The organism is Pseudoponticoccus marisrubri (genome assembly GCF_001482405.1).
Lineage (GTDB): Bacteria > Pseudomonadota > Alphaproteobacteria > Rhodobacterales > Rhodobacteraceae > Pseudoponticoccus > Pseudoponticoccus marisrubri.
The window spans coordinates 10,916-34,238 of the sequence record NZ_LPXO01000020.1; the positions used below are offsets into that span (position 1 = coordinate 10,916).

The 23,323-nt window shown below is 68.6% G+C and carries 29 protein-coding genes and 1 pseudogene; 3 read left to right on the forward strand and 27 right to left on the reverse strand.

What is annotated here, in order from left to right; genetic code table 11:
* Nucleotides 1-10 precede the first annotated feature (10 nt).
* The 20 genes from AVJ23_RS20180 to AVJ23_RS23655 all read right to left on the reverse strand — a co-directional run bounded on the left by AVJ23_RS20180 (nucleotide 11) and on the right by AVJ23_RS23655 (nucleotide 15,595).
* A complete protein-coding gene (locus tag AVJ23_RS20180) occupies nucleotides 11-3,979 on the reverse strand; it encodes a baseplate multidomain protein megatron (protein WP_058864042.1) in 3,969 nt (1,322 codons plus the stop codon).
* 9 nt (nucleotides 3,980-3,988) lie between these two features.
* Entirely contained in the window at nucleotides 3,989-4,423 is a 435-nt protein-coding gene (locus AVJ23_RS20185) for an NlpC/P60 family protein (RefSeq protein WP_058864043.1), read from the reverse strand.
* Entirely contained in the window at nucleotides 4,420-5,304 is an 885-nt protein-coding gene (locus AVJ23_RS20190) for a phage/gene transfer agent baseplate hub protein (protein ID WP_058864044.1), read from the reverse strand. Before AVJ23_RS20190 ends, AVJ23_RS20185 begins: the two co-directional genes overlap by 4 nt.
* Nucleotides 5,301-5,543: a hypothetical protein gene (locus tag AVJ23_RS20195; protein ID WP_058864045.1), complete on the reverse strand. Its 243-nt coding sequence runs from the start codon at nucleotides 5,541-5,543 to the stop codon at nucleotides 5,301-5,303. Before AVJ23_RS20195 ends, AVJ23_RS20190 begins: the two co-directional genes overlap by 4 nt.
* A 110-nt stretch (nucleotides 5,544-5,653) precedes the next feature.
* Nucleotides 5,654-5,755, reverse strand: coding sequence for a DUF3789 domain-containing protein (locus AVJ23_RS23650; protein ID WP_437176760.1), 102 nt, complete (start codon nucleotides 5,753-5,755; stop codon nucleotides 5,654-5,656).
* A complete protein-coding gene (locus AVJ23_RS20200; RefSeq protein WP_058864046.1) occupies nucleotides 5,748-5,927 on the reverse strand; it encodes a hypothetical protein in 180 nt (59 codons plus the stop codon). Before AVJ23_RS20200 ends, AVJ23_RS23650 begins: the two co-directional genes overlap by 8 nt.
* Nucleotides 5,928-5,983: 56 nt before the next feature.
* Nucleotides 5,984-6,643: a lysozyme gene (locus tag AVJ23_RS20205; RefSeq protein WP_058864047.1), complete on the reverse strand. Its 660-nt coding sequence runs from the start codon at nucleotides 6,641-6,643 to the stop codon at nucleotides 5,984-5,986.
* A gap of 4 nt (nucleotides 6,644-6,647) precedes the next feature.
* Nucleotides 6,648-6,779, reverse strand: coding sequence for a hypothetical protein (locus tag AVJ23_RS23515; RefSeq protein ID WP_276203224.1), 132 nt, complete (start codon nucleotides 6,777-6,779; stop codon nucleotides 6,648-6,650).
* On the reverse strand, nucleotides 6,772-7,122 hold the full coding sequence (locus AVJ23_RS20210; RefSeq protein WP_028031152.1) for a hypothetical protein: 351 nt from the start codon (nucleotides 7,120-7,122) through the stop codon (nucleotides 6,772-6,774). Before AVJ23_RS20210 ends, AVJ23_RS23515 begins: the two co-directional genes overlap by 8 nt.
* Entirely contained in the window at nucleotides 7,119-7,745 is a 627-nt protein-coding gene (locus AVJ23_RS20215) for a DUF2460 domain-containing protein (protein WP_058864048.1), read from the reverse strand. The genes AVJ23_RS20210 and AVJ23_RS20215 overlap by 4 nt, the downstream gene beginning before the upstream one ends.
* Entirely contained in the window at nucleotides 7,745-10,159 is a 2,415-nt protein-coding gene (locus AVJ23_RS20220; protein WP_058864049.1) for a phage tail tape measure C-terminal domain-containing protein, read from the reverse strand. The genes AVJ23_RS20215 and AVJ23_RS20220 overlap by 1 nt, the downstream gene beginning before the upstream one ends.
* Complete coding sequence (locus AVJ23_RS23410; RefSeq protein ID WP_157772740.1) at nucleotides 10,152-10,295, reverse strand: DUF7697 family protein; 144 nt, start codon at nucleotides 10,293-10,295, stop codon at nucleotides 10,152-10,154. Before AVJ23_RS23410 ends, AVJ23_RS20220 begins: the two co-directional genes overlap by 8 nt.
* Nucleotides 10,296-10,378: 83 nt before the next feature.
* Nucleotides 10,379-10,816, reverse strand: a complete 438-nt coding sequence (locus tag AVJ23_RS20225) for a hypothetical protein (protein ID WP_058864050.1) — start codon at nucleotides 10,814-10,816, stop codon at nucleotides 10,379-10,381.
* Complete coding sequence (locus AVJ23_RS20230) at nucleotides 10,816-11,754, reverse strand: phage tail tube protein (protein WP_058864051.1); 939 nt, start codon at nucleotides 11,752-11,754, stop codon at nucleotides 10,816-10,818. The genes AVJ23_RS20225 and AVJ23_RS20230 overlap by 1 nt, the downstream gene beginning before the upstream one ends.
* Nucleotides 11,755-11,778: 24 nt before the next feature.
* The gene (locus AVJ23_RS20235) at nucleotides 11,779-12,198 is read right to left on the reverse strand and encodes a hypothetical protein (protein ID WP_058864052.1); all 420 of its coding nucleotides are present in this window, start codon (nucleotides 12,196-12,198) and stop codon (nucleotides 11,779-11,781) included.
* Nucleotides 12,199-12,222: 24 nt separating this feature from the next.
* Nucleotides 12,223-13,125 carry a hypothetical protein gene (locus AVJ23_RS22945; RefSeq protein ID WP_157772741.1) on the reverse strand — a complete coding sequence of 301 codons (903 nt, stop codon included), beginning with the start codon at nucleotides 13,123-13,125 and terminating at the stop codon, nucleotides 12,223-12,225.
* A gap of 123 nt (nucleotides 13,126-13,248) precedes the next feature.
* Nucleotides 13,249-13,884: a DUF6441 family protein gene (locus tag AVJ23_RS20240; protein WP_058864053.1), complete on the reverse strand. Its 636-nt coding sequence runs from the start codon at nucleotides 13,882-13,884 to the stop codon at nucleotides 13,249-13,251.
* A 5-nt stretch (nucleotides 13,885-13,889) separates the two neighbouring features.
* The gene (locus AVJ23_RS20245; protein ID WP_058864054.1) at nucleotides 13,890-14,201 is read right to left on the reverse strand and encodes a head-tail joining protein; all 312 of its coding nucleotides are present in this window, start codon (nucleotides 14,199-14,201) and stop codon (nucleotides 13,890-13,892) included.
* A complete protein-coding gene (locus AVJ23_RS20250) occupies nucleotides 14,201-14,536 on the reverse strand; it encodes a DUF2190 family protein (protein WP_058864055.1) in 336 nt (111 codons plus the stop codon). Before AVJ23_RS20250 ends, AVJ23_RS20245 begins: the two co-directional genes overlap by 1 nt.
* 99 nt (nucleotides 14,537-14,635) lie before the next feature.
* Nucleotides 14,636-15,595, reverse strand: a complete 960-nt coding sequence (locus tag AVJ23_RS23655; RefSeq protein WP_437176761.1) for a phage major capsid protein — start codon at nucleotides 15,593-15,595, stop codon at nucleotides 14,636-14,638.
* Between AVJ23_RS23655 and AVJ23_RS22950 the strand changes: the two genes are divergently transcribed.
* Nucleotides 15,511-16,083: a hypothetical protein gene (locus AVJ23_RS22950; protein ID WP_157772742.1), complete on the forward strand. Its 573-nt coding sequence runs from the start codon at nucleotides 15,511-15,513 to the stop codon at nucleotides 16,081-16,083. The two genes, AVJ23_RS23655 and AVJ23_RS22950, sit on opposite strands and share 85 nt — an antisense overlap.
* Before the next feature lie 74 nt (nucleotides 16,084-16,157).
* Here AVJ23_RS22950 and AVJ23_RS20260 read toward each other — a convergent pair whose 3' ends face one another.
* From AVJ23_RS20260 to AVJ23_RS20275, 5 genes and pseudogenes are all read right to left on the reverse strand, one after another.
* Nucleotides 16,158-16,724: an HK97 family phage prohead protease gene (locus AVJ23_RS20260; RefSeq protein ID WP_058864056.1), complete on the reverse strand. Its 567-nt coding sequence runs from the start codon at nucleotides 16,722-16,724 to the stop codon at nucleotides 16,158-16,160.
* On the reverse strand, nucleotides 16,634-18,280 hold the full coding sequence (locus tag AVJ23_RS20265; protein WP_240484746.1) for a phage portal protein: 1,647 nt from the start codon (nucleotides 18,278-18,280) through the stop codon (nucleotides 16,634-16,636). Before AVJ23_RS20265 ends, AVJ23_RS20260 begins: the two co-directional genes overlap by 91 nt.
* Before the next feature lie 47 nt (nucleotides 18,281-18,327).
* Nucleotides 18,328-18,495 (reverse strand): annotated as a pseudogene (locus AVJ23_RS23660) (phage head-tail joining protein); the annotation flags it as partial.
* Complete coding sequence (locus AVJ23_RS20270; RefSeq protein WP_240484748.1) at nucleotides 18,486-20,513, reverse strand: phage terminase large subunit family protein; 2,028 nt, start codon at nucleotides 20,511-20,513, stop codon at nucleotides 18,486-18,488. The gene AVJ23_RS20270 and the pseudogene AVJ23_RS23660, both read right to left, overlap by 10 nt.
* Complete coding sequence (locus AVJ23_RS20275) at nucleotides 20,464-21,057, reverse strand: hypothetical protein (RefSeq protein ID WP_058864057.1); 594 nt, start codon at nucleotides 21,055-21,057, stop codon at nucleotides 20,464-20,466. Before AVJ23_RS20275 ends, AVJ23_RS20270 begins: the two co-directional genes overlap by 50 nt.
* A 110-nt stretch (nucleotides 21,058-21,167) precedes the next feature.
* Here AVJ23_RS20275 and AVJ23_RS20280 point away from each other — a divergent pair, with 110 nt between their 5' ends.
* Nucleotides 21,168-21,440 carry a hypothetical protein gene (locus tag AVJ23_RS20280; RefSeq protein ID WP_058864058.1) on the forward strand — a complete coding sequence of 91 codons (273 nt, stop codon included), beginning with the start codon at nucleotides 21,168-21,170 and terminating at the stop codon, nucleotides 21,438-21,440.
* A gap of 95 nt (nucleotides 21,441-21,535) precedes the next feature.
* Entirely contained in the window at nucleotides 21,536-22,123 is a 588-nt protein-coding gene (locus AVJ23_RS20285) for a DUF3489 domain-containing protein (RefSeq protein ID WP_058864059.1), read from the forward strand.
* A 54-nt stretch (nucleotides 22,124-22,177) separates the two neighbouring features.
* Here AVJ23_RS20285 and AVJ23_RS20290 read toward each other — a convergent pair whose 3' ends face one another.
* Together AVJ23_RS20290 and AVJ23_RS22420 are read right to left on the reverse strand one after the other, a co-directional pair.
* The gene (locus AVJ23_RS20290; RefSeq protein WP_058864060.1) at nucleotides 22,178-22,402 is read right to left on the reverse strand and encodes a DUF7220 family protein; all 225 of its coding nucleotides are present in this window, start codon (nucleotides 22,400-22,402) and stop codon (nucleotides 22,178-22,180) included.
* Between the two features lie 9 nt (nucleotides 22,403-22,411).
* Nucleotides 22,412-23,320: a DNA cytosine methyltransferase gene (locus AVJ23_RS22420; RefSeq protein ID WP_084794816.1), complete on the reverse strand. Its 909-nt coding sequence runs from the start codon at nucleotides 23,318-23,320 to the stop codon at nucleotides 22,412-22,414.
* Between the last annotated feature and the right edge of the window lie 3 nt (nucleotides 23,321-23,323).

Below are 23,323 nucleotides of genomic sequence, written 5' to 3' on the forward strand. Positions count from 1 at the left end.
GGGATGGCCTTCAAAGTATCAGCGTGACGGTCTTGGGCGCGCCCCGCCCGACGAGGGCGGAGAGCTGGTAGATGCGGATGTCGAGCGTGTCGCCGAGACCGAGCGGCCCACCCCAGTCGGCGGTCTGGTCTGTGGCGGTGTAGACCACGCTGGTGGTGGCGGTGCTCACCACCCGTTTCAATGTGGCGCCGTCGAGGATCTCGACCTCGTAGGCTTCCAGTTCCTCGGTCAGAGGCACCTCAAGCCCGCCCCAGGTGTCGGCCGAGAGCGCGCGGGATCGGCGCGTCCAGCGGATCGTCAGATCACCGGGCGCGCGCGGCTTGCGCCATGGCTGCTGGACATGGGCGATCGAGAACGGCCGCAGCCCCACGCCCTGAGGCGTGAAGGATTGCGCAACATAGGTCTCGTCGCTGACCGGACGGCTCGCCGGGCCGATGCGCCAGTTCCACGGGATGCCGAGATCCGCCTCGGCGATCGGCAGCGACGCGAGGCTATCGTCGAGCGCCACCACCCGCGCGCCGGCGGGCGCGGGATTGCCGATAGCGCCTTCCGTGCCGCGCTGGCCTCGGAGCAACCGGATCAGGCGATAGCGGCCAGGCGCCAGCAACTCCGCCGCGCCCGCCTGCACGATCTCCCAGACGCCAGACGCGCTCTCGATGGCCAGCGCGTTAGCCCCGCCGAACAGCGTCAGGTCGGTTACGCTCTCCAGCGTGCCGGTGAGCAGTTCGACCTCAAGCACGTTGCCGAGGTCGAAACGCGAGGTCGGGCCCGCGTAGAAGTCCGAGACCAGAGTGCCGATCCGGGCCCGCGTCCCGAAGCTGGTGAGCAGTTCGAAGCCGTCCGTCGAGGGGCTGCGGAACACGGCGATCTCACCGGGCCAAGGCACGGCATGCGCCGCGGCGAAGGGCCGATGCGCGGGCTCGTCCTCGGTCAGCTGCGGCAGGTCCAGGAGCACCGCCTCTGGCGCGCCGAACACGACGGCCTGCGACAGCGCCGAGGGTCGCGGCGCGCCGGGCGGCAGGTCGTAGGCCTCCCGGTCCTGGCGGACGGCTTCGATGCCGCGCGCGTCCGCGTCGGCGATGGAGACGAGCCGCAGCGGGACGGCGCGGCCGTCATGGGCGAACGACACGACATCGGCGGGATCGAGCGCCAGCCGCGAGGGCGGCAGGCGGAAGACCGCGCTCTCGCGGCCCGTCCAGGCCTCCATCAGGGCACGGCGGCAGCGGCGTTCGGCCTCCTCGGGCGGCACCGCCATGGGGAAGGACTCGGACGCGATGCGCGTCGTGTCCACGGTGATCCGCCGCGCCTCCACGAGGGCGGCGTCGTAGTCCTCGTCTGCGCGGGCCACCTGCCATTTCAGGGCTTGGGGTAGCTCGGTCTCCTGGCCGCGGGTCAGTTCGAGGACGTCGCCCTCGCGGGCGGCGACCAGGTCGTCGGGGCTCACACTCGCAACGGCAGCGCGCCCGCGCATGACGAAGCGAATGACGCCCTCGGTCTCGACGGCGTCGAAGCCGAAATGCCGCGACAGCGTGGTGATCGAGGCGCGCGGGCTTTCCAGCGCGCCGATGGCGTAGCCCTCGACCGCGCCCCAGAGACCAGTGACGTCAATGCGGTCCTCGGGCAGCCCGGCGCGCAGGCAGAGATGCCGGACCAGCGCCGCCAGCGAGACCGCCCCGAGCCGTCCGGTCAGCCAGTGGCCGAGCCGCCAGTTCGCGCCGTCCGTCCAGACGTCGGTCAGCGCCGGAAAGAATGGGTACGGCCGCGCGTCCCAGGTCCATGCGGCGCATTCGGGGACGTGCACCATCCGGCCGCCGTATACCGAGGACAGCGGGTTGTTCGCGGCATCGCCCCACCAGAGATACGTGGCCTCGAGATAGGCCCGCTGGATCGCGTCGTCGCGCCAACCGCGGGAGAAGTAAGGCGTGAAGCTCTCCGAGGACTTCGGATCGAAGAAGACGTTGGGCTGGTTGGTGCCCCGGTCGATTGCCGGGCAGCCGAGCTCGGTGAACCAGATCGGCTTGGATTGCGGCACCCATGCCGTCGGCGTCCCGCTCTCTACCCCGCCGGGGCGGTTGTAGTGTGCGTTCGACCACCAGGCGCGGAGATCCTTGTAGCGGAAAACCCACGGCTTGCCCTCGGCCCCGTCCGTGATCGGGGTGCGGACCTGCGCGGAGCGATCCGCCGCGCTGGCGTAGAACCAGTCGAAGCCCTCGCCGCCCGCGACGTTCGCCTGCAGGTAGGCCCGGTCGTAGATCGCGGGCCAGCCCTCTGCCGCGTCGAGGTTCTCGAACCCGTCGCGCCAGTCTGACAGCGGCATGTAGTTGTCTATGCCGACGAAATCGACGTTGCTGTCCGCCCAGAGCGGGTCGAGGTGAAAGAACACGTCGCCAGAGCCGTCGCCCGGCTGGTGACCGAAATACTCGCTCCAGTCGGCGGCATAACCGATCTTCGTCCCGGACCCGAGGATCGCGCGGACATCCGCGAGCAGGTCCCGATAGGCCTGCACCGCCGGATAGGTGCTGGCTCCGGAGCGGATCGTCGTCAGCCCCGGCATCTCGGTGCCGATCAGGAACGCATCAACCCCGCCCGCCGCCGCACAGAGATGGGCATAGTGAAGCACCATGCGGCGCATACCCCAGTCGCCAGATGGCCCGGTCCAGCTGACGGTCTCGCCCGAGATTGCGAAGTCTGAAGGACTGGCACTACCGAAGAAGGCCGCGACCTGGCTCGCTGCCGTGGCGGTCTTGTCCACGCTGCCGGCATAGCCTGCAGCTGGCGAACAGGTGATCCGGCCGCGCCAGGGGAACGCAGGCTGGCCGGTCTCGGCGGCGTTGTCGCTGTAGGGGGTCGGCAGCGTGTTGCCGGGCGGCACGTCCATGAGGATGAAGGGATAGAAGGTGACCCGCAGTCCGCGGGCCTTCATCTCCTTGATCGCCTGCACCACCGCGAAGTCGGCCGGCGTGCCGCCATAGACAGGCCGGTCCTGGTCATCGCGGCTGACAAGATGCGCGGCGGCGCGCGAGACGCCGTTGACGCTCCATATCTGCGAGCTGGTGCTCTTGGCCGACACCTCGACGCCGGGGCGAATCGTGCAGTCGCCCACGCGCAAGTCGTTTCCGAACCAGGCGACGACGAGGCTAACGCTCTCGACCTTGGGCGCCATCGCCTGCAGCCGGTCCAGCGCCACGACCATGTCGGCGGTGTCCGACAGCGCGTTCAGGTTCTCAGGCGTCTGCGCGCCGCCGCTGCCCTTGCGGATGCCCTGCGTCGCGTAGGTGAATTCGCCCGAGGCCGGGATCATGGTGACGGCCTGCGTCAGCCCCTCGGCGGTGTCGGGATCGGCGAGCGGACGGAACACCTCGAAGGAGAGCTGCGGCAGGCGGTTGCCGTAGTTCCCGAGCGGCAGGTCCTCGAAGACGACATAGGCTATACCGCGATAGGCCGGCGTGTTCGCCGTGCCCATCTTCGCCGCGATGAACGGATCGGCCGTCTGGCTCTCGTCACCCGGATACCAGCGCCAGGTGATGCCGGCCGTATCGAGGAGTTTCCCGTCCGCCCAGATGCGCCCGATGCCGGTGATCGGGCCCTCGCAGAGCGCGACCGCGAAGGAGGCGTAGTAGAGATACTCGGTGGTCTTGACCTTGCCGCCCCCGCCGCCGCCCTTGCCGCCGCCCTGCGTGGTGGTCTTCGTCTCCTCGCGGAAGTCGGTCGCCCAGATCACGTTCCCGCCCATGCGCATCCGGCCGTAGACGCGCGGGATGACGGCGCCCTCGGTCGAGGACGTGATCCGGAGGCTGTCGAGCCGCGGCCCCTCGATCCGCTGGGTCGGCGCAAGCGAGGACACGATCCAACTGTCGACGACCGAGCCGATGGTCGAGCCCACGAAGCCACCGATGGTCGCGGCGCTGACGCCGAGGATGGCGCCGCCGATCGACCCGCCGATGGCGGCGCCGGCCGCGCCGAGAACGAGAGTGGCCATAGGGATGCCTCAGCGTTGTGGGAACAGGAAGGCGAAGGCGATGCGCCGCCGCCAGGCGTTGGTGAGCGGTTCCTCGATCACGCCGAGCCGCTCGTATGCGTGGAGGAAGGTGGCGGGCCCGGTCAGGATCCCGACATGCTTGGCGATGGCGCGCGGCTTCATCCGGAAGAGGACGAGCGCGCCGGGCCCGGCCTCGGAGGGCGGCACCTCGATCATCATCCGGCGTGCGCCCTCGGCCAGAACCTCGCGCGGGCCGGTCTCGCCCCAGTCGCGACTGTAGGCCGGGATCGGGAACGGCTCGGGGCCGACGACCTCGCGCCAGACGCCGCGGGCGAGCCCGAGGCAATCGCAGCCCACCCCCTTGAGGCTCGCCTGATCGTGGTAGGGCGTTCCCAGCCACGCGCGCGCCGCCACGATCACCCTGCCATTATCGGCCGGCGTCACAGCACTCCTCCCTCGTGCCCGCCATCCTTGGTGGCGTAGCGCAGGATCGTGTCCTGGCCCGGGATGTGCGGGAAGCCGCGGAAGTTGGCCGTGTTGGCGAACTTCGCCCCGCAGGTCTCGATGCGCTTGTCGCAGCCGGCGCGGATGGTGAAGGCGTCGCCTTCGGCGATCGCGCGCACCGGCGCTTCGAGCAGCGTCAGCACGGCGACGCCGTCCGTAACGTCATGACCAAGCAACTCGGCCCGACGCCCCGCATTAGCGCCGCTGGTCCATTCGACCGTCCCGAAGGTGAACCAGCCGGAGGCGAACCCGCCGAGCCCGGAGGCGGTGAAGGCCCGGTCGCGCAGGAGATCGATGACGGCACCCGTGCCCTTGAAGGCGGGGTCCTCCAGGTCGACACCGCAGCGCGCGTCGCCAAGCGCCGCATCACAGGTCGCCTGGAAGGTCCGCCCGATCGTCTGGCCGAGGACGTGGGCGAGCGAGCGCACCTCGGCGACGAAGGCCAGACGCCCGCGCCGGATCTGACCGATGGCCCCGCGCCGCATCAGTACGCGCTGCCCGGTGTCGGCCCAGTTCACCCGCCAGACCTCGACCTCGGCGTTGTCCCAGCGGCCGTCGAGGATGTCGGTCTCGGTGATCCGGTCTGAGGTCAGCACGCCCTCGGCGTCCTGCGCATCGACCGAGAGGTCCGACCCGGAACGGACCTCGGACGCCGTCAGCCCGCTTTCCGGCTCGAAGTCGGTCCCGTCGAAGCTGAGCGTCCGGTCGTGATCCGTGAAACCGAAAGTGACGCCGTCGGCACGGGCGATCCGCCAGCACCAGGCGAGGGTAGTCGTCCCCTCGTCGAGATGGGCCTGCAGAGCGGGATCGAGGGTCTTCATCGGCAGGTTCCCGTCATTCTGTCGTCGAGATCGGCGATCCAGTTCGCCCAGTCCGGCGGCACGGCTGCGACAGTCTCGGCGGGCGGCCGGGCGAGCCGCGCCTCGGCATAGGAGGCGCAGCCGGCGTCACCAGCGCCCATCGTTGCGGCGCAGCCGGTCAGCAGGATCGCCAGCGCCGCGACCATCACTAACCGCGTCGCGACCGCGCTCGACGCGCTCGCTCTTGTCTTCTGTAGCATCGCGTTCGGCCTCCCGTTTGCCTTGGCGTTCGCCTTCCGCACGCCCCCAGATGCGGCCGAGGACGACGCCCCCGACCGCGCCCAGAGCCGCGACCAGCCAGATCAGGAGATCAGCCATCGTCCCGCTCCCCGCGCGCGGCGGCGACGCAGAGGGCTGCGACGAAGACGCCGAGGCAGCTGCCCACGACCAGACCGACGAGAAACTCAAGCATCGCCGCGGAACCCGCGCTCGATCCGATCGCGCAGACCGATCAGGCCCAGACCGAGGAACATCAGGCCCGCCGGCGAGGCATCGCCCGAGCCGGCGAGCAGCGCCACGAGACGGGAGAGTTCCCCGAGCGGCCCGGTGGAAGGCAATGCGAGGGAGGCGATGCCGGTGAGCATGGCCAGCAGTCCTGCCCACCAGGTTATGGAATTGGGTCGGACGTATCGCATTGGGATCAGGCCCTCCGGATCAGGGTGGAGAAGAAGGCGGCCAGCCGGGCGAGCCAGCCGGTCGGCGTATCGGGTTCAGGATCGCGGTCCGGCGGCCGCGGTGTTGGAGGTCGCCGTAGCAGGGTCAGCGCCTCATCCTCCGTCAGGCGAAGGATCGGCCGGGAGAAGTCGATGCGGCCGCTGCGATCCACGGACCAGACCGGGATCTTGCCGCCGGGATAGCGGCCGTGGCGGAACAGGTCGCGCTCTGCTTCCCGGCGCGGGATGATCGCGGCCGGTCGCCGCCAGTTGAGAAACGCGTCGGCGGCTGCAACGCGATTCCCGGCGTTGAGGTGTCGGGTCAGCGCGGCCTTCGCGATGCCGCCGGTGTTGTAGTGGAAAGAGACCAGCGCATCGAACTCGTGCGGCGCCAGCGGCACCTTCACGGCGCGCAGGACGGCTGCCTCGTAGCGCGCGAGGTCGGCGCGGAAGACCCGAAACGCCTCGCGGATCCCGGCATCGAGATCAGCGGGCATTCCGCGCGGCATGGTGGCCGGATCGGGCGGCCCGGCCGCGGCCGTGTGGCCGATGCCAAAGGTCCAGACCTGTTTCACATCGAGATAGGGTCCGGGCACGAGTCCTTCGTGCCGGACGAGGGCCAACAGGCCCCGGTTGGTCATGTGCATGGGATTACCGAAGTAGCGAGAGGATCAGGATCAGTGCGGCGACGGCGAGGCCGATGCGCAGACGGTGGGCAAAGACCGCTCGAGGGTCGGCCGGGTCGCAGCGGAGGGTGCGCGCGCGGCGGAGAAGGTCATTCATCGCCACCGCCTTCGTTGGCGCGGCGCAGGCGCGCGAGCAGCATCTCGATGAAGGCCGGTCCAAAGACCCCGACGAGATAGGCGGCCGAACCCGCCGCTCCGCCTGCGGGGATCGCCTCGGGCGGCAGGCTGAGCCAGGCGGTGATCACGGCCATGGAGAGGCTGCCCATCCCGGCTGCGATCAGCCCGCCAAGCAGGATGTGTCGGAGCGCGTCGCGCAGCCGCATCTTCGTGGTCAGCGCGTTCGTGGCGCCGCCGAGCGCGCCCCAGGCGGCGAGGATCACGGCGGTCGAGGCCGCGAGTTCGCGCAGCACGGCCGCGACAAAGCTGCCGGTGTCGTTCATCGGCGGATCTCCAGAAGCGGAATGGAGGTGATCGAGCCGAGCCGCTCGAGGTCGAGCGTCACGTCGAGGACGTCGGTGTCGAAGCGGACTGGCACGTCGAAGGCAAAGCCCGCTGTGAGGACGACGCCCTCGGCGGGCGCGCTGTCGAAGGTGACGACGCCGGTGGTCGTGTCGACGGACCAGCCGGTGAGCTGCTCCGCGCCGTTGAGGGCGACGCGCACTGTTCCGGCCACAGGTTTGCCGATGGTGCGCGTCCAGGATTGCGCGCCCGAGGCGTAGTGCTTCACCAGTTGGAAGACGGTCGTCGTGCCGTCGCCGGCGCCGATCGCCTGGTCGGTCGGCCCCGGCGTCTGCGACGGCAGGCAGGACTTGTGATCCGCCCAGTCCTTGAAGCGGAAGCCGTGCAGCCGCCCGTTCCGCGCTTCGAAGAAGGCGACCACCGCCGCCAGATCGTCCGCGCGCCGGATGCCGTAGGCCACATCGTAGCGGCGTCGCGAATTGGCCCAACTGGCGTTCCTCTCCTCGTCGCCCGAGGCGAGCTCGACGATCTGGGTGCGCCGCTCCGGCCCACCCCGCGCGCCGCGACTGATGTTGTCGGGAAACCGAACCTCGTGAAACGCCATCACATGCCCCCCCGCCCGAGCGAGACCGCGCGAGCAATGTCTGCGGCGACTTGGGTGCGGGACTGCCGGAAGCTCTCGGCGTCGCGGGCCATGATGGTGACGTTGACCCCGCCCGCGCCGTAGCTCTGCGCCTCTCGGCGCGACAGCACCCGCTCACCACGCTGCAGGATCGCGGGCACCTCGTCGTGGCGGAGACCAGCCATGCCGCCGGAATGCATCCGGGGCGCGGCGGCGAAGGCCATGGCCGGAACCAAGCGCGAGGGGCCGGCCGATCCGACCATCCCGCCCGCATGCAGCACGTTGGCGAAGATGCCGCCAGCACCGGAGAACACGCCGGAGAGCGCATTGGCGATCGGCCCGAGGATGAACTGCCGCGCCGCGAGCTGGGCGAGATCGGCGAGCAGCGAGGTGACGAGATCGCGGAAGTTCAGCTTCCCGGTTCGGACGAAATCGCCGACCGCGTTCTCGGCCGACTGGAAGGCGCCGACGAGGCTCTGGCCGATATCGCCGCCGATCTCGCGCGCCTTGCTGGCGTAATCCGACAGCGCCGCCGTGACCGCCTGCCAGCCGGTGACGGCAGCTTCGGTCGCGGGCTCTGCTGCAGCAGCCGCAGCCCCGGCGGCCGCACCGGCACCCGTCGCGGCCCGTTCCGCATCGCCGAGCGCCGTTTCCAGCCGCTCCGCCGCGCCGGTAGCCTCGGTCAGCGCGTCCGCGCTCGCCTCGTCGGTACCGCGCACGGCATCGCGAAGCGCCTGCCAGCTTTCCAGTGGCGCGCGGGCCCCTTCGGCCAGATCGCGCGCGGCGCCACGGTAGACATTCGCGGACTCGAGCGCCCGAGCCGCCGCCTCGGTCAGACCAAGATCGGGCGCGGTGAGCGGGTTGTCCTCGAAGGCCCGGTCGAACGCCGCCTGCGCAGCCGTCGTGGCAGTGCTGGCCGCGCCCTCGAAGCGGTTCTCGATCTCGCCCAGGTCGACGTCCGGCACGAGTGAAATGCGCCGCTCCGACCCGAGCGCTTCCAGCCCCTGATTGATGCCGCCGATGAAGCCGTTGATGCGCGAGACCACGCCGTTCAGCATCGCCTCGACGCCGTCGACCAGGCTGTTGGCCGCCTGGAACGCCAGATCGCCGATGGCGGCCGGCAGCAGGCCCCAGATCGCCTTGATCGCCTCGTAGGCCCCCTCGAAGGTGTTCGCCGCCGTGTTGCCGAAGCCCACCACGCTCTCGATGGCGCTCTGCATGCCCGACGCGGCGTCGGCCTTCAGGTCGAAGAACATCGCCGTGGCGGCTGCGCCCGCCGCGGCCGCGCCCATGCGAATCCGCTCCCAGACCTCGACGGCGACATCCTTAAGGAGCGACATGGCCTCGCCGAAGCCGCCGGCACCAGAGACGAGGCGGGTGAACTGATAGACGAGTTCGCCCGCGCCCACGATGAGCGCCCCGATCCCGGTGCGGATCAGCGCGCCCCGCAGCACGACGAGCGCCGTGGCGAGGCCGCGGACGGAGAGCGCGGCGGCGGCCATGCCGGCGACCCACCGGCCCGCGAGGAAGGCCGCGAAGGTCGCGGCATAGGTGGTCAAGCGGCCGATGTTGTCGAAGAGCCCGCGGATCGCGATGCCGAGCGGCCCGGTGCGGCTGGCGACCGCCGCCATGGCGTTGGCGACGGCTTCCAGCGCCGGCGCCGCGGCGACGGCCAGCTGGTTCGACAGCCCGCGCCAGATCAGCCCAAGCCGGGAGATGGCGTCGTTCGTGCGCTCGATCTGGTCGGCATCCTGCTCGGAGACCACGACCCCGAAGGCAAGCACGTCCTCGGTCGCCTGCCGCAGCGTCGCGGTGTCGATCCGGCTCATGGCGATGGAGCCTTCCTCGCCGAAGAGCTGGCCCGCTACTGCAGCGCGCTCGGCGGCAGGCACGAAGCTCTCGATGGCGGCATTGATCGCACCGACGCGCTGGTCCAGCGGCATGGCAATCAGGTCGCTGGCGGAAAGGCCCAGCCGGTCCAGCGCGTCGGCAGCCGGGCCGGTCCCGGCGGCCGCCTGGCTGAGACGGCGCGTCAGATCCTTCGTCGCCTGTTCGATGCCGGACATCGACACGCCCGCCAACTCGCCCGCACGCTCCAGCGTCTGGATCGAGGCGACGGTGGTGCCGAGCGACTGCGCCAGCTTCGCCTGAGCATCCACCGTCTGCAGGCCGGAGCGGACCATGGCGACACCGGCCGCCGTGGCCGCAGCCACCGCAGCAGCAGCGGCCACGCGCACCCGTCGCGAGAAGGCTGCGAGCCGGGCGTTGGCAGCCTCCATCTCGCGGCTGAGCCGTCCGAAGCCGCGCGACCCGGCCTCGCCCACGCCTTCCAGTTCGGCGCGCACCTGCCGTCCGCCCACGGCCGCGAGGCGGACGCTGACCCTCTTCTCAGCCATGGGAGTGATCCATCTGTTCGTTGAGTTTGGCGACCATCACCGCCTCGATGACGGGCAGCAGTTCGGCCATGGCGAGGGGCGGCACGCCGAGCGCGTTCCCGAGCGCGAGCGCCGCCGACATATCCCAGCCGATCAACGCGCCTGGCAACACACGCAGCTGGCCGCCGAGACGACCGACGAGGTCCCAGACCTGCCAGCCCTCATGGGTCAGCGGACGGTTCAGCCGCGTCGGGCAGTCCGGGCAGGTTTCCGCGCAGGCTTCGCAGTAGCGCTCGCCCCCGCCGAAGGACCACTCGGCGAGAGCGCGGAGGCGTTTTTTTCCTGTTCCAGCAGCAGGCCCTTCGAGACGTAGGTCAGCTGGAAGGCCTCGAAGATCGGCCAGACGTCGAGCAGCGCATCGATGGCCTCGGAGCTCGGATCGATGGGGTTGCCTTCAGCGTCGCCGATGCCCTCCCAGGCAAGCACCGCCCGCCGCGCGAGCGCCTTGGCGAAGGCGACGGCGCGCTCCTCGTCGAAGGCGCCCTCGGGCACCGCCTCCACTACGGGGTCGCTGCGCGTCGCCACCATCAGGGCGGTGGTCAGCGGGCGCAGTTGCACCCGGACGCCGGGCGCGAGGTCATGCCAGCGCGGCGCGTTCGTCAGGTCGAGCGTCAGCATCAATACGTCTCCACATCGTTCACGAGGGTGGCGGTGCACATCCGGCCGACCACGCTGTCGCGTGCGGCCTGCCAGTCGAAGGTCGCCTGCACGCCCTGCGGCCCGGAAATCTCGATCCGGGGGCGCGGCAGGTAGACGGCGTGCACGGTGAAGGTGAAGCTCTCGCCCGAGGGCAGCACGTAGGCGAACTCGAGCTCGCAAGGATCTCCGTTGATGGCCTGCGTCACCAGCGTCTGGTCGGCGAAGCGGACCTCGATCCGGCCGGTCAGCGCCGCGATGGACGGGTCCGCCCCGTCGATGCGCCCGTCCGAGCGGATGGTCTCGATCCTGTCGAGGTTGTTGGCATAGGTGAGCTCGGCCGAAACCACGTTGCCGAGGGCGGTGCCGTTGCGGGTGATCGCCCCGTTGAAATGACCGAAGCGCTTCAGCTCCAGCGCTGCTGGGGTTCCAGCGCTGGTCGTCGTGCCCACCGTCTCGCCCTGCGCGACCAGCCGCACCGTCGCGGTCAGCAAGCCAGATCGCTGCATCTGCCAGGTGATCTGGTCGAGCACGCAGCCGGAATACATCGCATAGCGCGGCACCTCCGGCATGCCGGTCTCGATCGACATGCTGGGCAGCGTCCAGGCCCCCGACTGGAACTCGTGCGTCCACGGACCGGTACCGGTCGTGGTCGGCGCCCCGAAGGCCGCCTTCAGCCAGAAGCCGAAGGCCTCGGCGTCGAGCGGCACCACGACATCGCCATCGGCCGTCACCGCGTCCTTGATCGGCGCCAGAGGATCGCGGCCGTAGCCCAAGAGTTCCGAATTCAGCAGCGGCTGCTCTGCGCCGAGCGACGTGCTGGCGAAGGGCATGCGGGTGAAGCCGCTTGCAGGCGGCGTGCCATAGGTCGTCTCGAACGCAAGCGCCATCAGCGCCCGCGCCCCCTGGGCTCGTGCCATGGTGTTCTCCTCGAGTTGTGGGGGTCAGGCCAGCGGGTCGGCCGTGGAATAGTGCAGGACGACCTGGATCACCGCGGCCTTCAGGCTCGCCGCGCCCTCGACCGGAAGATCGACCGGGCGCGGCGCTTCTGCCTCGACCCAGTCGCAGAGCCCGCCCAGCGTGCGGTCGGTGGCGATGGCCGTGCCGATGCTGGCGGTCAGCGTGTCGAAGGCGACGTCACGGTCGGCGCCCTGAACGACAGCCTCGATCTCGGCGCGGTGCTGGTAGTGATAGGCCAGCGGAGAGAGCGTGACCTCCGGCTCGCCCGGCTCCCCGTCGCGCAGGATCAGCAGCCCCTCGGCCGGGACGCGTTCGGGGAGCACCTCGCCGCGCAGGGCGGTTGAGGGCAGCGCCGAAAGCCGAGCGTGCAGCGCGGCGAGGATGGTTTCGCGTGGGGTGGTCATCGTTTTTCTGCACCTGAAAGCCCTCTACCGAAACTGCTTGTCAATTTTCGCCCAGTGACCGTAGCCATATACCAATTCGAGAAGCGACATGTTTAAAGCCGTCAAGTATTGATCAATAAAGCATTCAATTGCCATCAAGTGGAATAGCTCGACCTTAAGCTCGGCACCCGCTTCAAAGGCGAAGCCCATACTCCCCTTTATCGCGCAACAATCCGACAGCTCTTCGGTCACGTTTGGTGCGCTGTGGGTAATATGGTTCCGTAGCACCCCGAACATTTTTATTGTATCCATCCAATCGGTTATTTCCGTGTGCCGATAGGTTGAGGGCTTTCTCAGACCGCAGCTTGTCCAGTACGAAAGAGCAACACGCGGAAGGCCCTCATAGAGCTTTTTCCGTCGCCAATCCTCAAATCGCTTGGACCACGCGTCGTTCCAGCTTTCTGGATCTTCGTCCCGCCTATTAAATTTCCGTCGAAGGCCTTTGTGCTCTGGTCCCTTCATGAAATCATGGGGATTATGCCGCCGGAAAATCTCATGAGCGTCAAAGGTGATGTCCTCGATAACGCCGTACATGTCGGCGAAGCCATAGGCAGCAATCAGCTCTTGAGACTCTGTGTACCTCTCAGCTGCCTCGCCTCCCGTCCAAATGGCCAGTGGAACCTTTACCGCGACTCCGTTTTGAGCGCGCAGCGTTTCTGTCTTCAAACGCCGATCATCGGCCAAATTCTCATAATAGTTGGCAGAGACATGCATGGCGTTAATGGTTAGCGCCCAGCGCAAGTAAACGCTTCGGGAAAGATCGCGCCAAGAGCCTATGGTTTCAGTGGTTTCCTCGATCCACTTTTCTTCCGGTTTGTCTGTTCGGTGAATCCAATTCTGGACGCCCTGCCCCTGATGATCGCGCCACTCGATCTTCTTCTGTGGCACGAAAGATGTTCTCTTCCGAATGCTGTCTACTGCCATTGGGTCCGCTTTCGTTCTACGCGGACAAGATGACCAGACGCGCAGCATAAGCTCAACCTCTGTGGTGAAAACGCATCTTGCCTTACTTTACCGGATCCGGGCCTCCACCCAGTTCGCCACGATCAGCCCCGGCACGCTGTCATGCGCCCGCTCCGCATCCCGATCGAGGTCGAGCCGTTTTGGCAGCTTGACCTGCGGGACCAGCAAGAAGATCGGCGCGGTGACCTGGTTGCGACCGGTCTTCGAGCGCGACGCAACCGCCTGGCCGCGTTTGTTGAAGCGGGCCCGGTCGGCGACGAGCAGGCTCGGGCCGCGCCGACGATAGACAAACCTCAGACGCAGACCGCGGCGGCGCTCCCATTCGCCGGGGGTGAGCTTGGCGCCGCGGAGGCCGCGGCCGGCAGCCTCGGTCGGGATCGCCAGCCAGAACCCGTCCTTCGAGCGGATCAGCGGGCCGGTGTCGTGGGCGCCGACGATGACGGGCGCCTTGGACCAGACCAGCGCCGCAGCGTTCAGGCTCTCGCCGGCCTTCGGGTAGGTCTGGCTCCGGATCGAGTTCGAGAGCCGACGGCCGAGCCCCGCGCCGGTGATCTGGCCGCGCCAGGCGGTCTTGAGCCCGGTCCCGGCCTCGCGCATGGCGGCGGTCACGGCCTTTTCGCCCGCTTTCACCTCCGCGGCCATTGCGGCGACGAGGTCGGGCGTGATGTCGAGCTTCAGCTTCATCGGTGTCAGGCTGGGCGCAGATCAACGGTCCAGACGAGCCGCTCGCGGTCGCGGACAGGCTCGCCCTGGATGAGGAAGGCCTCGCCGTCGATCTCGATCCGGTCACCCGGGCGCGGGTTGGCGACCTCGGCGAGGCGCAGGTCCAGCCGGGTGGTTTCCGACCAGATGCGCGCCTCGCCGAAGTTCGTGACGTCGTCGGGCTGGCGCAGGATCGCGCGGACCAGCATGGGTGCGCCGCCCTCGGCGGTGTAGACGACGTCGCGCGCGAGATGCGCGTCCGCGAAGAGCGCATCCAGTGCCGCGGCGAAGGCGGTCATCAGAAGCTGCCGTTCAGGCGCACCCGACCGATGGTGTCCGCGGCGCCGCCGGCCACCGCCTCGACGGCCACGCCGATGAGGGTGTTGTCGGTGGCGACCGTGGTGCAGCGCTTGTTGGTGTCGTCCCAGTAGATCTTGACGCCGACGGTCCAGGCCTGCGAGCCGATCTTGGTAAGGTCGAAGACGCCGGTGAGCGCAGCCTCAACGGTGGCACCGTTGGCGGCATCGCCGGCCGCCACGCCGAAGATCGAGCCCACGAGCAGGCCGTCGCCTGAGGTCACGGCGTAGGGCGCGGTCAGGGTGAGAGTGGCGCCGGGCTGGACGTAGTTCTTCATTGCGGGATCCTTTCGCAGAACGACGACGGGCGGCCCATGGGAACCGCCCGTGCGTCAGGGATCAGGGGTCAGGGGTCAGGGGTCAGGGGATGGCCCGGCTTACGCGCCGGGGTTCTTGTAGAGGCCGCGCCAGTCGATGGCCTTTGCGCCGAAGTCGAGGCGGCACTTGATCTCGACGCCGTCCACGTCGAAGCCGTTGCGCGTCTCGATGTAGGCGCCCTGCTGGCCCTCGAGATAGGCGTACTCGATGGTGTCGATCTGGTTCGGGCTGGCCGCCAGATACCACGCCGTCTCGCTGGCGGCGTCGAGCCGGGGCTCGGCGATGGGCGAGAGCGTCCGGATCGACTGCGGCACCACGTTACCGCTCTGGGCGGGCACGAGGTTCTGCGCGACCAGTTGCTCCGCCTTCAGCTCCAGCGCCGCCGGCACGATCAGGAAGGCGGGTCGGATGTTCAGCACCGTCTTCTTGTCGAGCCCGGTCTGCTTGCGCATCGCCGCCCGCGCGAGGCCCACGCTGTCCACCCCGAGCGCGGCACCCGTGCCGGCGAGGTTCTTGTGGGTCGCGTGGAAGAGCGCCGTGCCGTCCCCCATCGCCGGGTTCGAGGTCACGATGTCCCAGACCACGTCCGACTCCAGCTGCGCGATGGAGTTGCCGTACATCGCCGGGATCCGGGTGAAGGCGTAGAGATCGTCGTTGATCAGAACCTGCCGGGTGATGGCGACGACGCGGCCGAAGGTCTCGATGCGGTAGCTCTCCTTGCTCTCGCCCAGGGTGCCGCGCTTGAACTCGCCGCTATTGAGGAGCTGCGGTGCCTCGCCCAGCTTGCCTTGGGTCGCATCGTCTTGAAGTCGGTGGCGAGCACCTGCCGGCAGAAGAGCGGGAAGATATATAGTAATGGCGGATGTCGCCGTACTTGACTTTTTTCCAGGATGGTATTTTATGAAAGAAATGCGGTGAATACTGGGGGCATAATATGAAAAATGTGCGAAAAATAATGGATGCCTGCTTATTTTCTGTTTTCCTCTTGTCGGCAGATGCAGCATTTTCTCATGATACATCCGAGTGCCAAGGCATTGAAGACAGTCTTGAGAGATTAATGTGTTATGATAGCTTTTCAGAAACGACAAACGAAGGGTTAGGCTTCACAAATAGCGATTTACAGAGAATGAATGATATAGTGGCGCGCGGGGGGCGACCGAAAACGAGCTTCACTATTGAGAGCTGTGTTGCATATTTGATTTATGACGGATATAGCGAGCGATACAAGCGAAAGCAGTCTTTTGTTAGGGAGATATTTCTTATTAATTTAGATATGCGATTGGGATATAAGATCTCCAAAGACGCATTCGGCAACCACTGGATTGAGATTGGGGCAAACCCCGGTGCTACTTTTCGATCCAGAGGGCATAGTGCGAAAACAAACGAGAGCTTCGACCGATATGTAAACGATTTAGCCATGAGATTTGACAAGGATGGCGTGCGCGAGTATGAAGTTGAAGAATTCGCTGACCTGCTAATCCGAGCTGCTAAAATGTGTCAAAGCTAAATTTTAATAGGCCCGATTGTGTTTTTGGCAAATAATAACTGTGAAAGTGTATGAACTGTAAAGTGAGGCACGACTTATGTCATCGCGCATATCTGTCGGTGTGGGGCGCAATTGTGATGTGTACTGTTGAAACGGAAGCCGGCGGCGGGGTCCGCGCCCACGGGCACGGCGGTGATCTCGAACGGGGTCCATTCGACCGCCCGCCAGAGTTCGCATTGGCCGTCGGGCTTCGAGATTTCGAAGCGGTGGACCTGGTAGCCGATGGAGACCGCGCGGATATGCCCGGCCTCGATGTCGAGCCAGATGTCGCCGACGGCGTCGCGCTCGGAGAGCCGGACGCGGGCGACGCCCTGTCCGTTCTCGATCCGCGCTGAACCCGGCACGACCGAGCCGATCACCGCGTCGAGATCGTGCGCCTCGTGCACCTTCAGGAAGGGCGCGCCCGCGTTCAGCCGCTCGAGCCGCACATGCTCGGGCGCCATGCTCAGCTCCTCGTCATGCGGCTCGCCGAAGAGCGCGGCACGCCGCACCCGGGCGCCGGTCGACCAGATCACCTCGACGCTGCGGGTCTCAGGGTCGATGCTGGCAGGCCGCAGCTCCGCCGACCGGCGGAACGCCGGCAGTTCGATCGTCTGCTCCATAGATGGATCCTTCTCAGTCCGCTTCCGGATCGTCCGGATCGGTCGCGGCGTCGGCCGGCGCATTGGCTTGCGCGCTGCCGGTCTTGGTGACCCGGCGCGGGTCGCTGTCGAGCACGAGGCCGAGTTCGTCGAGCTTGGCGTTCGTGGCGGCGATCTCGGCCAGCACCGCATCGGGGTTGCGACCCTGCCGGGCGATGGCCTCGGCGAGCGTCATCGTGCCGGAGCGGATGGCGAGCAGGTCCGCCATCGCATCTTTCTGTGGGTCGACCGCCTCGAACTTCGGCGGCGACCATTCGACCGGCACCTCCGGCGTGGGGATGCGCCCGGCCGCCCACGCAGCCTCGGTGAACCAGCGCCAGACGGGCGCGCAGAACATCGGGATGAAGAGCTGCCACTGGACGGCGTCGGTTCGGCGCGCGCCTCGGACCGGTGGCGGCGCATGCCTCACTCCGGCGGAACTCCACGAGCCCCGCGCGGATCGAGGAGTAGTTCACCTGGCTGAGATCCCCGGTCAGCAGCTCGTAGGGCACCCGGAAGCCGGCCGAGATCGTGTGAAGGCTCGCCCGCTTGTACTCGCCATAGCCGCCCGTCGCGGCGGGCTGGTTGAACCGGATGTCCTTGCCGCCGCGGGCATAGGCGATGAGGCCGGGCTCGAATTGCTCCACCCGGTTGCCGTCGGCGTCGACCACCGCCGGCGCGATGCCCTGCTGGGCTTCCTCGTCGCCGAAGACGATGGCGGTGACGCAGGCCTCCGTCTTTTTGCGGACGATCTCCGCCACCTCGTAGTCGTCGAGATCGCGCAGGGCCCGGATCACCGGCGCGCCCCAGGGCACGCCGCGCGCCTGCGTGCGCTGTTTCTCGTAGACATGGGCGATCTCGCTGGCCGGCACCGCACGGCTGGTGATCCCGCCCGTCAGGCTGAGCGTCGCGTCGCCCGGATGCGCGCCGAAGAGCCAGTAGGCCCGGCGCCGCCCGAGCGCGTCGAACTCGATGCCCTGCACCGCCTGGCCGGCGCCGAGCGCGCCGTTGCGGGTCGCGTCGAGAAAGTCCGCCTCGAGCAGTTGCAGCTGGACCGGCGGCATGACGCCATCGCCGGAGCGCCGTGGGCGGCGGCGGACCAGCACCTCGCCGGCCTCCACCATCTCGCGGCAGGCGAGCGTCTGCAGCCCGTAGAAGTCGAACTGCCCGTCCGCGTCGCAGCCCCGCGCCCAGATCTCGAAGAGCCGGTCCACCTCGCGGTCGAGCGCGGCGTCGCCGCTTGCGGCGCGCTTCATGATCCCGGCACCGACGATGTTGTTCACCAGCACCGAGACCGCCTTGGCCGCGTGCGGGTTGTTCCGGACCAGGTCTCGCATCCGGTCGCGCAGTAGCGCGCCGGCCCGGCCGATCTCGGCATCGGCCGAGGATCCCGGCGCGTGCCAGCCATCCGTGCGCCGTCCCCGCGCCGCACCCTCGTAGGAGCGCGCGAGCCCCTCGAAGGCCTGCCGCGCCAGCACGCGGCGCGTGGCCGTGCGCGGCGCGACCGAGGCGATGGCCCTGTCGAGCCACGAGACCATCGACGATCCCCGCGCGAGAAGCCGGCGAAGCCCGCGATGGGCCGCGCCGTGGCGCCAGAGATCTGGCGCTCGATGGTGCGGATGCGCCCGAGCAGGTCCTCGGCCGAGCCGTAATCGACGGTGTTGCCGTCATAGCTCACCCGCGTCGTCCCGCTCGCATAGGCGCGCCGGAGCGCCGCGAGCTCCGCTTCTGTCCAGTCCGCCATCAGAACCATCCTTCCCGCCGCCCGAGCCAGTCGGAGCGGCGCTTGCCTTGCGGGCCCGCGTCGGGCCGCCCGATCAGGCCGCCTGGGCTGTCCATTCCGCTCGGCACTCCGAGCTGTGCTTCCAGATCGGCCCATGTCGCTTCGGGCCAGCGATCCGCGCCGGCGATCCAGGCGGCGGCGCGGGCATAGACCCGGCAGTCCAGCGCCTCGTTGCGCTCGCGGAGCTTCTGCCATTCGAGCTTTGCGAAGCCGCGCCGGTTGCGCACCGTCACCAGCTGCTCGGCCGTCAGCTGCCGGATCCACTCGGTGTCGGCCCAGCCGGGCAGATGCACCGTGCCGGGCGGGAACGCCGCCCCGGCCTCCAGTTCTTCTGACGTCGGCCTCGACAGCCGCAGGAAGCGGTAGCTCTCGGCCTTGAAGGTCGAGGTGGCCACGGTCCAGAGCCGGGCGCCGCGCCGCAGGCGCTTGCCGCCCGCGGTCGCGTCCACGAAGGTCGGCCCAGAGACCGGGCTTGAACGGTTGAAACCCTCGAGTCCTTTCACAGGCGCCACTTGCGCGAAGCCGACCGACCGCGCCCAGCCATAGACCGCCGCCGTCTCGTAGCCGGTGTCAATGGCGAGCCGGGCAGGCCCCAGCTCCGCATCTCCGGCATGCCGCCAGCTGCGACCGAGCAGATCGGTCAGCGCCTCCCATGCCTCGGGTTGCGCCGGCCCGCCCTCGATCACGACGTGATCGACGAGCCAGCTCTCCAGACCACGGCCCCAGGCCCAGACATCGATCTCGATCCGGTCCTTCTGCACGTCGGCGCCGGCGGTCAGGAACAGCCCCCCTGCGGGAACGGTCCCCGCCGGCCAGTCCTCCCGCCGCTCGGCGATGCGCTGCCAGTCCGGCGCGTCGCCGGTCTCGATCCAGGTCTCGCCGAGCACGGTGTTGCGGAATACGCGTTCCGCTTCGTCTGACCCCGCCGCCGTCTCCTTGTCGCGCGCGATGTCGGCCCAGCTCTTCCACCCCGGCGGCGAATAGAGCGCCGAGAGATGAAACCCCACCGTCCGCGCATCGCGCGCCTCGGCGGTGGCCCGCCATTCGCCCGCGGCCAGCATCGCCGGCTTGTGGTGCTCCTCGATCCGCGCGTCGCAGGCATCGCAGTGATGCGCCGCCGTCTCCGGTTTGCCCTTCTCCCAGCGCAGCCGCTCGAACCGCAGCCACTGCATCGCGCCGCAATACGGGCACGGCACGAAGAAACGCCGCTGGTCGCTCGCCTCGTATTCCCGCTCGATCCGGCTGACGCCGCGGATCGTGGGCGTCGAGACCAGGAACACCTTGCGCCGGTGCGCGAAGGTCAGCGACCGCGCCTCGGCCAGCCCCACGGGGTCGCCTTCCTCGTCGGCCGAGGCCGGATAGGCGTCGACCTCGTCGAGGAAGACATAGCGCGCCGGCATCGAGCGCAGCCCCACCGCCGAGTTCGCGCCGGTCATCACGAGAACGCCACCCGGGAAATCCTTCGACAGCTGCGTGTTGCCGCTGTCGCGCGCCCGCGCCGGGCGGACACGCTCCTTCAGCGCCGGGCTCTCCTCGATCAGCGGGTCGATCCGCTGGCGCGAGTTCCGCTTGGCGAGTTCCACAGTCGGCTGGACGGCGAGCATCGGCCCCGGCGCGTGGTGGATCACGAAGCCGATCCAGTTGTTGCCCGCCTCCGTCGCGCCGACCTGCGCGGCCTTCATGAACACCACTCGCTGGGTCGGATCGCCGGGCGAGAGCGCATCCATGATCGCGCGCATGTAGGGCGTGCGCTCAGTCCGATAGCGGCCGGGCTCGGCGCTCGCGCGCGAGCTCAGCCAGCGATGGGTGTCCGACCATTCCGAGACCGTCAGCCAGGGATCGGGCGTGAGGCCGCGGCCCCAGGCCCGGAGCAGCGCCTCGGCACCGTCGAACGCAGTGATGGTCTCGCCTACCGCGTCGCTGCTTGAGGCGGTGTCCTCAGAGAGCGATCCGGGGCTGGGCGAGTTCCTCGAGATGGGCGCGGACATGGGCCTCCAGAACCTTCTGCATGGCCGCCGTCTCGATGGTCACCTCGTGGCCTACCGCTTCGCTGCTTGAGGCCGTCAACTCCGCCGCCATCAGCGCAGCCACCCGCGCCGGCCAGTTCACCCACGCGTCGCGTTCCTCGCGCGCGAGCCGGAAGACCAGCGAGATTGCGCGGTCGCGGTCAACGAGCTCGCCCTTCAGCTTGGCGAGCCGGATGCGCCGCTCCTGCGCCTTCAGCACCTCATGCGCCGTTTTCGCCTGCAGGAACGTCGTGCCGCCGCCGGTGACCGGCGCGGCCATGCCCTGTTCCCGCAGCGTGTCGCCAACCGCCGAGACCGCCGCCTCGGGTACCGGCTTCAGCTTCGGCGACGTCGGCTTCCTGGTCTTCGACGGGTCGGTCGCTTCCGCCCGCAGCCGGTCGGACGCCGCGGCGTCGATGCTGCCATCCTCGTGCAGGACGAGCCGGCCGGCGGCCTTCGCCTTCTGGATCGCGCCCCGCGACAGCCCGACATGGGCGGCGTACTGGCGCTCGCTCATGCCCTGCATCTCTAGCCCCGATTATCATTCAAAGTCAGGTGCTTATCGAGTTGATAAGCCGTGCGCGTGGAGCGAACGTCCGATCACAAGGACGATGCAACTCACCCGGAGCCACCACGATGACGACCCGCCTGAACCCGATCACCACCCCCCGCCACGAACTCCGCGCCGAGAAGGCCCGGCGCAACCGGGAAGCCGCGCTGGCCGCCTTCATCGGCAAGAAAGCCGAGATCGACGAGATGCTCGCCCGCCTGCAGGCGCTCAGCGACAACCACTTCAACACCCACCCCGACGAGGTGAACTGGAGCCATGTCGGCACGCTCGAACACTACGTGAGCCTCCTGAAGCGCATCACCGACAGCGCCTTCGGTGAGGGCGAACACGCCGAATGACTTCCGGCCCAGCCGGAACTCTCGCCGCGCACCCCGCGCGGCTCGGGGTCGTAGAAGGCGCCGCATGTCGCGGGCCCGAATACGGAGACGATCCCATGACCAAGCTTTCCGACACGCAAGCGATCATCCTCAGCGCCGCCGCGCAGCTCGAGGACCGCAACGTCCTGCCGCTTCCCGGCTCGCTCCGCGGCGGCGCCGCCGCCAAGGTGGTCGGTGCGCTGCTGAAACGCGGGCTGATCGCAGAGACGGCGACCGATAGCCAGACCAAGGCAGATGCCGCGCTCAACCGCATCTGGCGCAACGACGAGGACGGCCGCGCCATCCTCCTGCACATCACCGACGCCGGCCTCGCGGTCCTCGGTGTCGCGCCCGAAGTCGCGAACCCCGCGCCCTCGGGCGCGGACGAGGCGCCGAGCGCGGAGGCCTCGCAGGACGCGCCCGCCGAGGCCGCTCCCGCGCCCAAGGCGCGCACACCGCGCACGGGCACGAAGCAGGCGAAACTGATCGAGATGCTCCGCACCGAAGGCGGCGCGACCATCGAGGAGATCGTCGCCGCAACGGGCTGGCAGCCGCACACGGTCCGCGGCGCCTTCTCCGGTGCGCTCAAGAAGAAGCTCGGCCTCGAAGTCACCTCGGAGAAGGTCGAGGGGCGCGGACGAGTATACAGCTTGCCGCGCGACTGACGCCGGACACCGCGACGGTCCCGATACCGCCGTCCCGCATGGGGCGGCGGTGTCTCATCTTGCCCCGCGCACCCGGATCGCCTCGAACAGCCGCCGCAGGGCGAAGGAGCGCGCGATGCTCACCACCGTGAACACCGCGCCCATCTTCAGGTTCTGCACCAACGTCGTGTGCAGCCCGAAGACCGGGAAGATCAGGATCTGCGTCACGACGGCGACCCCGTAGCCGACCGCCACGTTGGCGACGGCCTCTACCAGCGACATGGCCCGGCTCTGCTTCATGCCACCCCCTCATCCATCGGCCAGCAATTCAGCTGCGAGAGTTCGGAGCGCATGCGCCGCGACCAGCGGGACCACTCCGTTGCCACAGAGCCGAAGCCGGTCCACCCGGTGGGCCAGCCCATCAGCGCCTCGACGAAGGCTGGGTTCAAGGTGCGGGGCGTGTCGCAGGAACGCGCGCCAGCCATCGGCGTCACCAGGACCTGGCGGCCAAGCAGCCCGTTCACCGGCGTGTTCGCGAGGCTCGTCGCCCCGTCCTTGTGATCCCGCGCCGTCGGCGTCATCCAGAGCCGCATCATCTCGGTCCGGTTCCCCCCGCTCGACCGCGTCCCAGAGCAGGCGCGCGGGGTCGGCCAAGTGGTCGCGCTCGCGGTGGGCGAGGATGAAGAGCCGCTCGCGCCGATGCGGCGCACCGACTTCCGCCGCCGTGAAGAGGCCTGCCGCAAGGCGGTAGCCCATGCCGACCAGCCCTCCGGCGACTTCGGGGAAGCCGAGGCGGAGATGATGGGCGACGTTCTCGAGAAAGACGAAGGGCGGTTCGCACTCGCCGACGATCCGGGCGACATGCGGCCAGAGGTGGCGCGGGTCGTCCACGCCCCGGCGCTTGCCCGCGACGGAGAACGGCTGGCACGGATAGCCCGCAGTGACGATGTCCACCGCGCCGCACCACGGGCGGCCGTCGAAGGTGGCGACGTCGTCCCAGACAGGCGCCGGATCCAGGGCCGCGTCTTCCATCCGCGCCACGAGAATGGCCGCGGCGTAGGCGTCCCGCTCGACATGACCCACAGCGCGATATCCGGGGCACGCGAGGTGCAGTCCGAGGTCGAGCCCGCCGGCGCCGGAGCAGAGCGAGAGGCCGAAGAGGCACGCGTCGCCGGCTCCGGCAGGCAGGCCGGAGGAAGGTAGAGCCACGCCATCCACGTC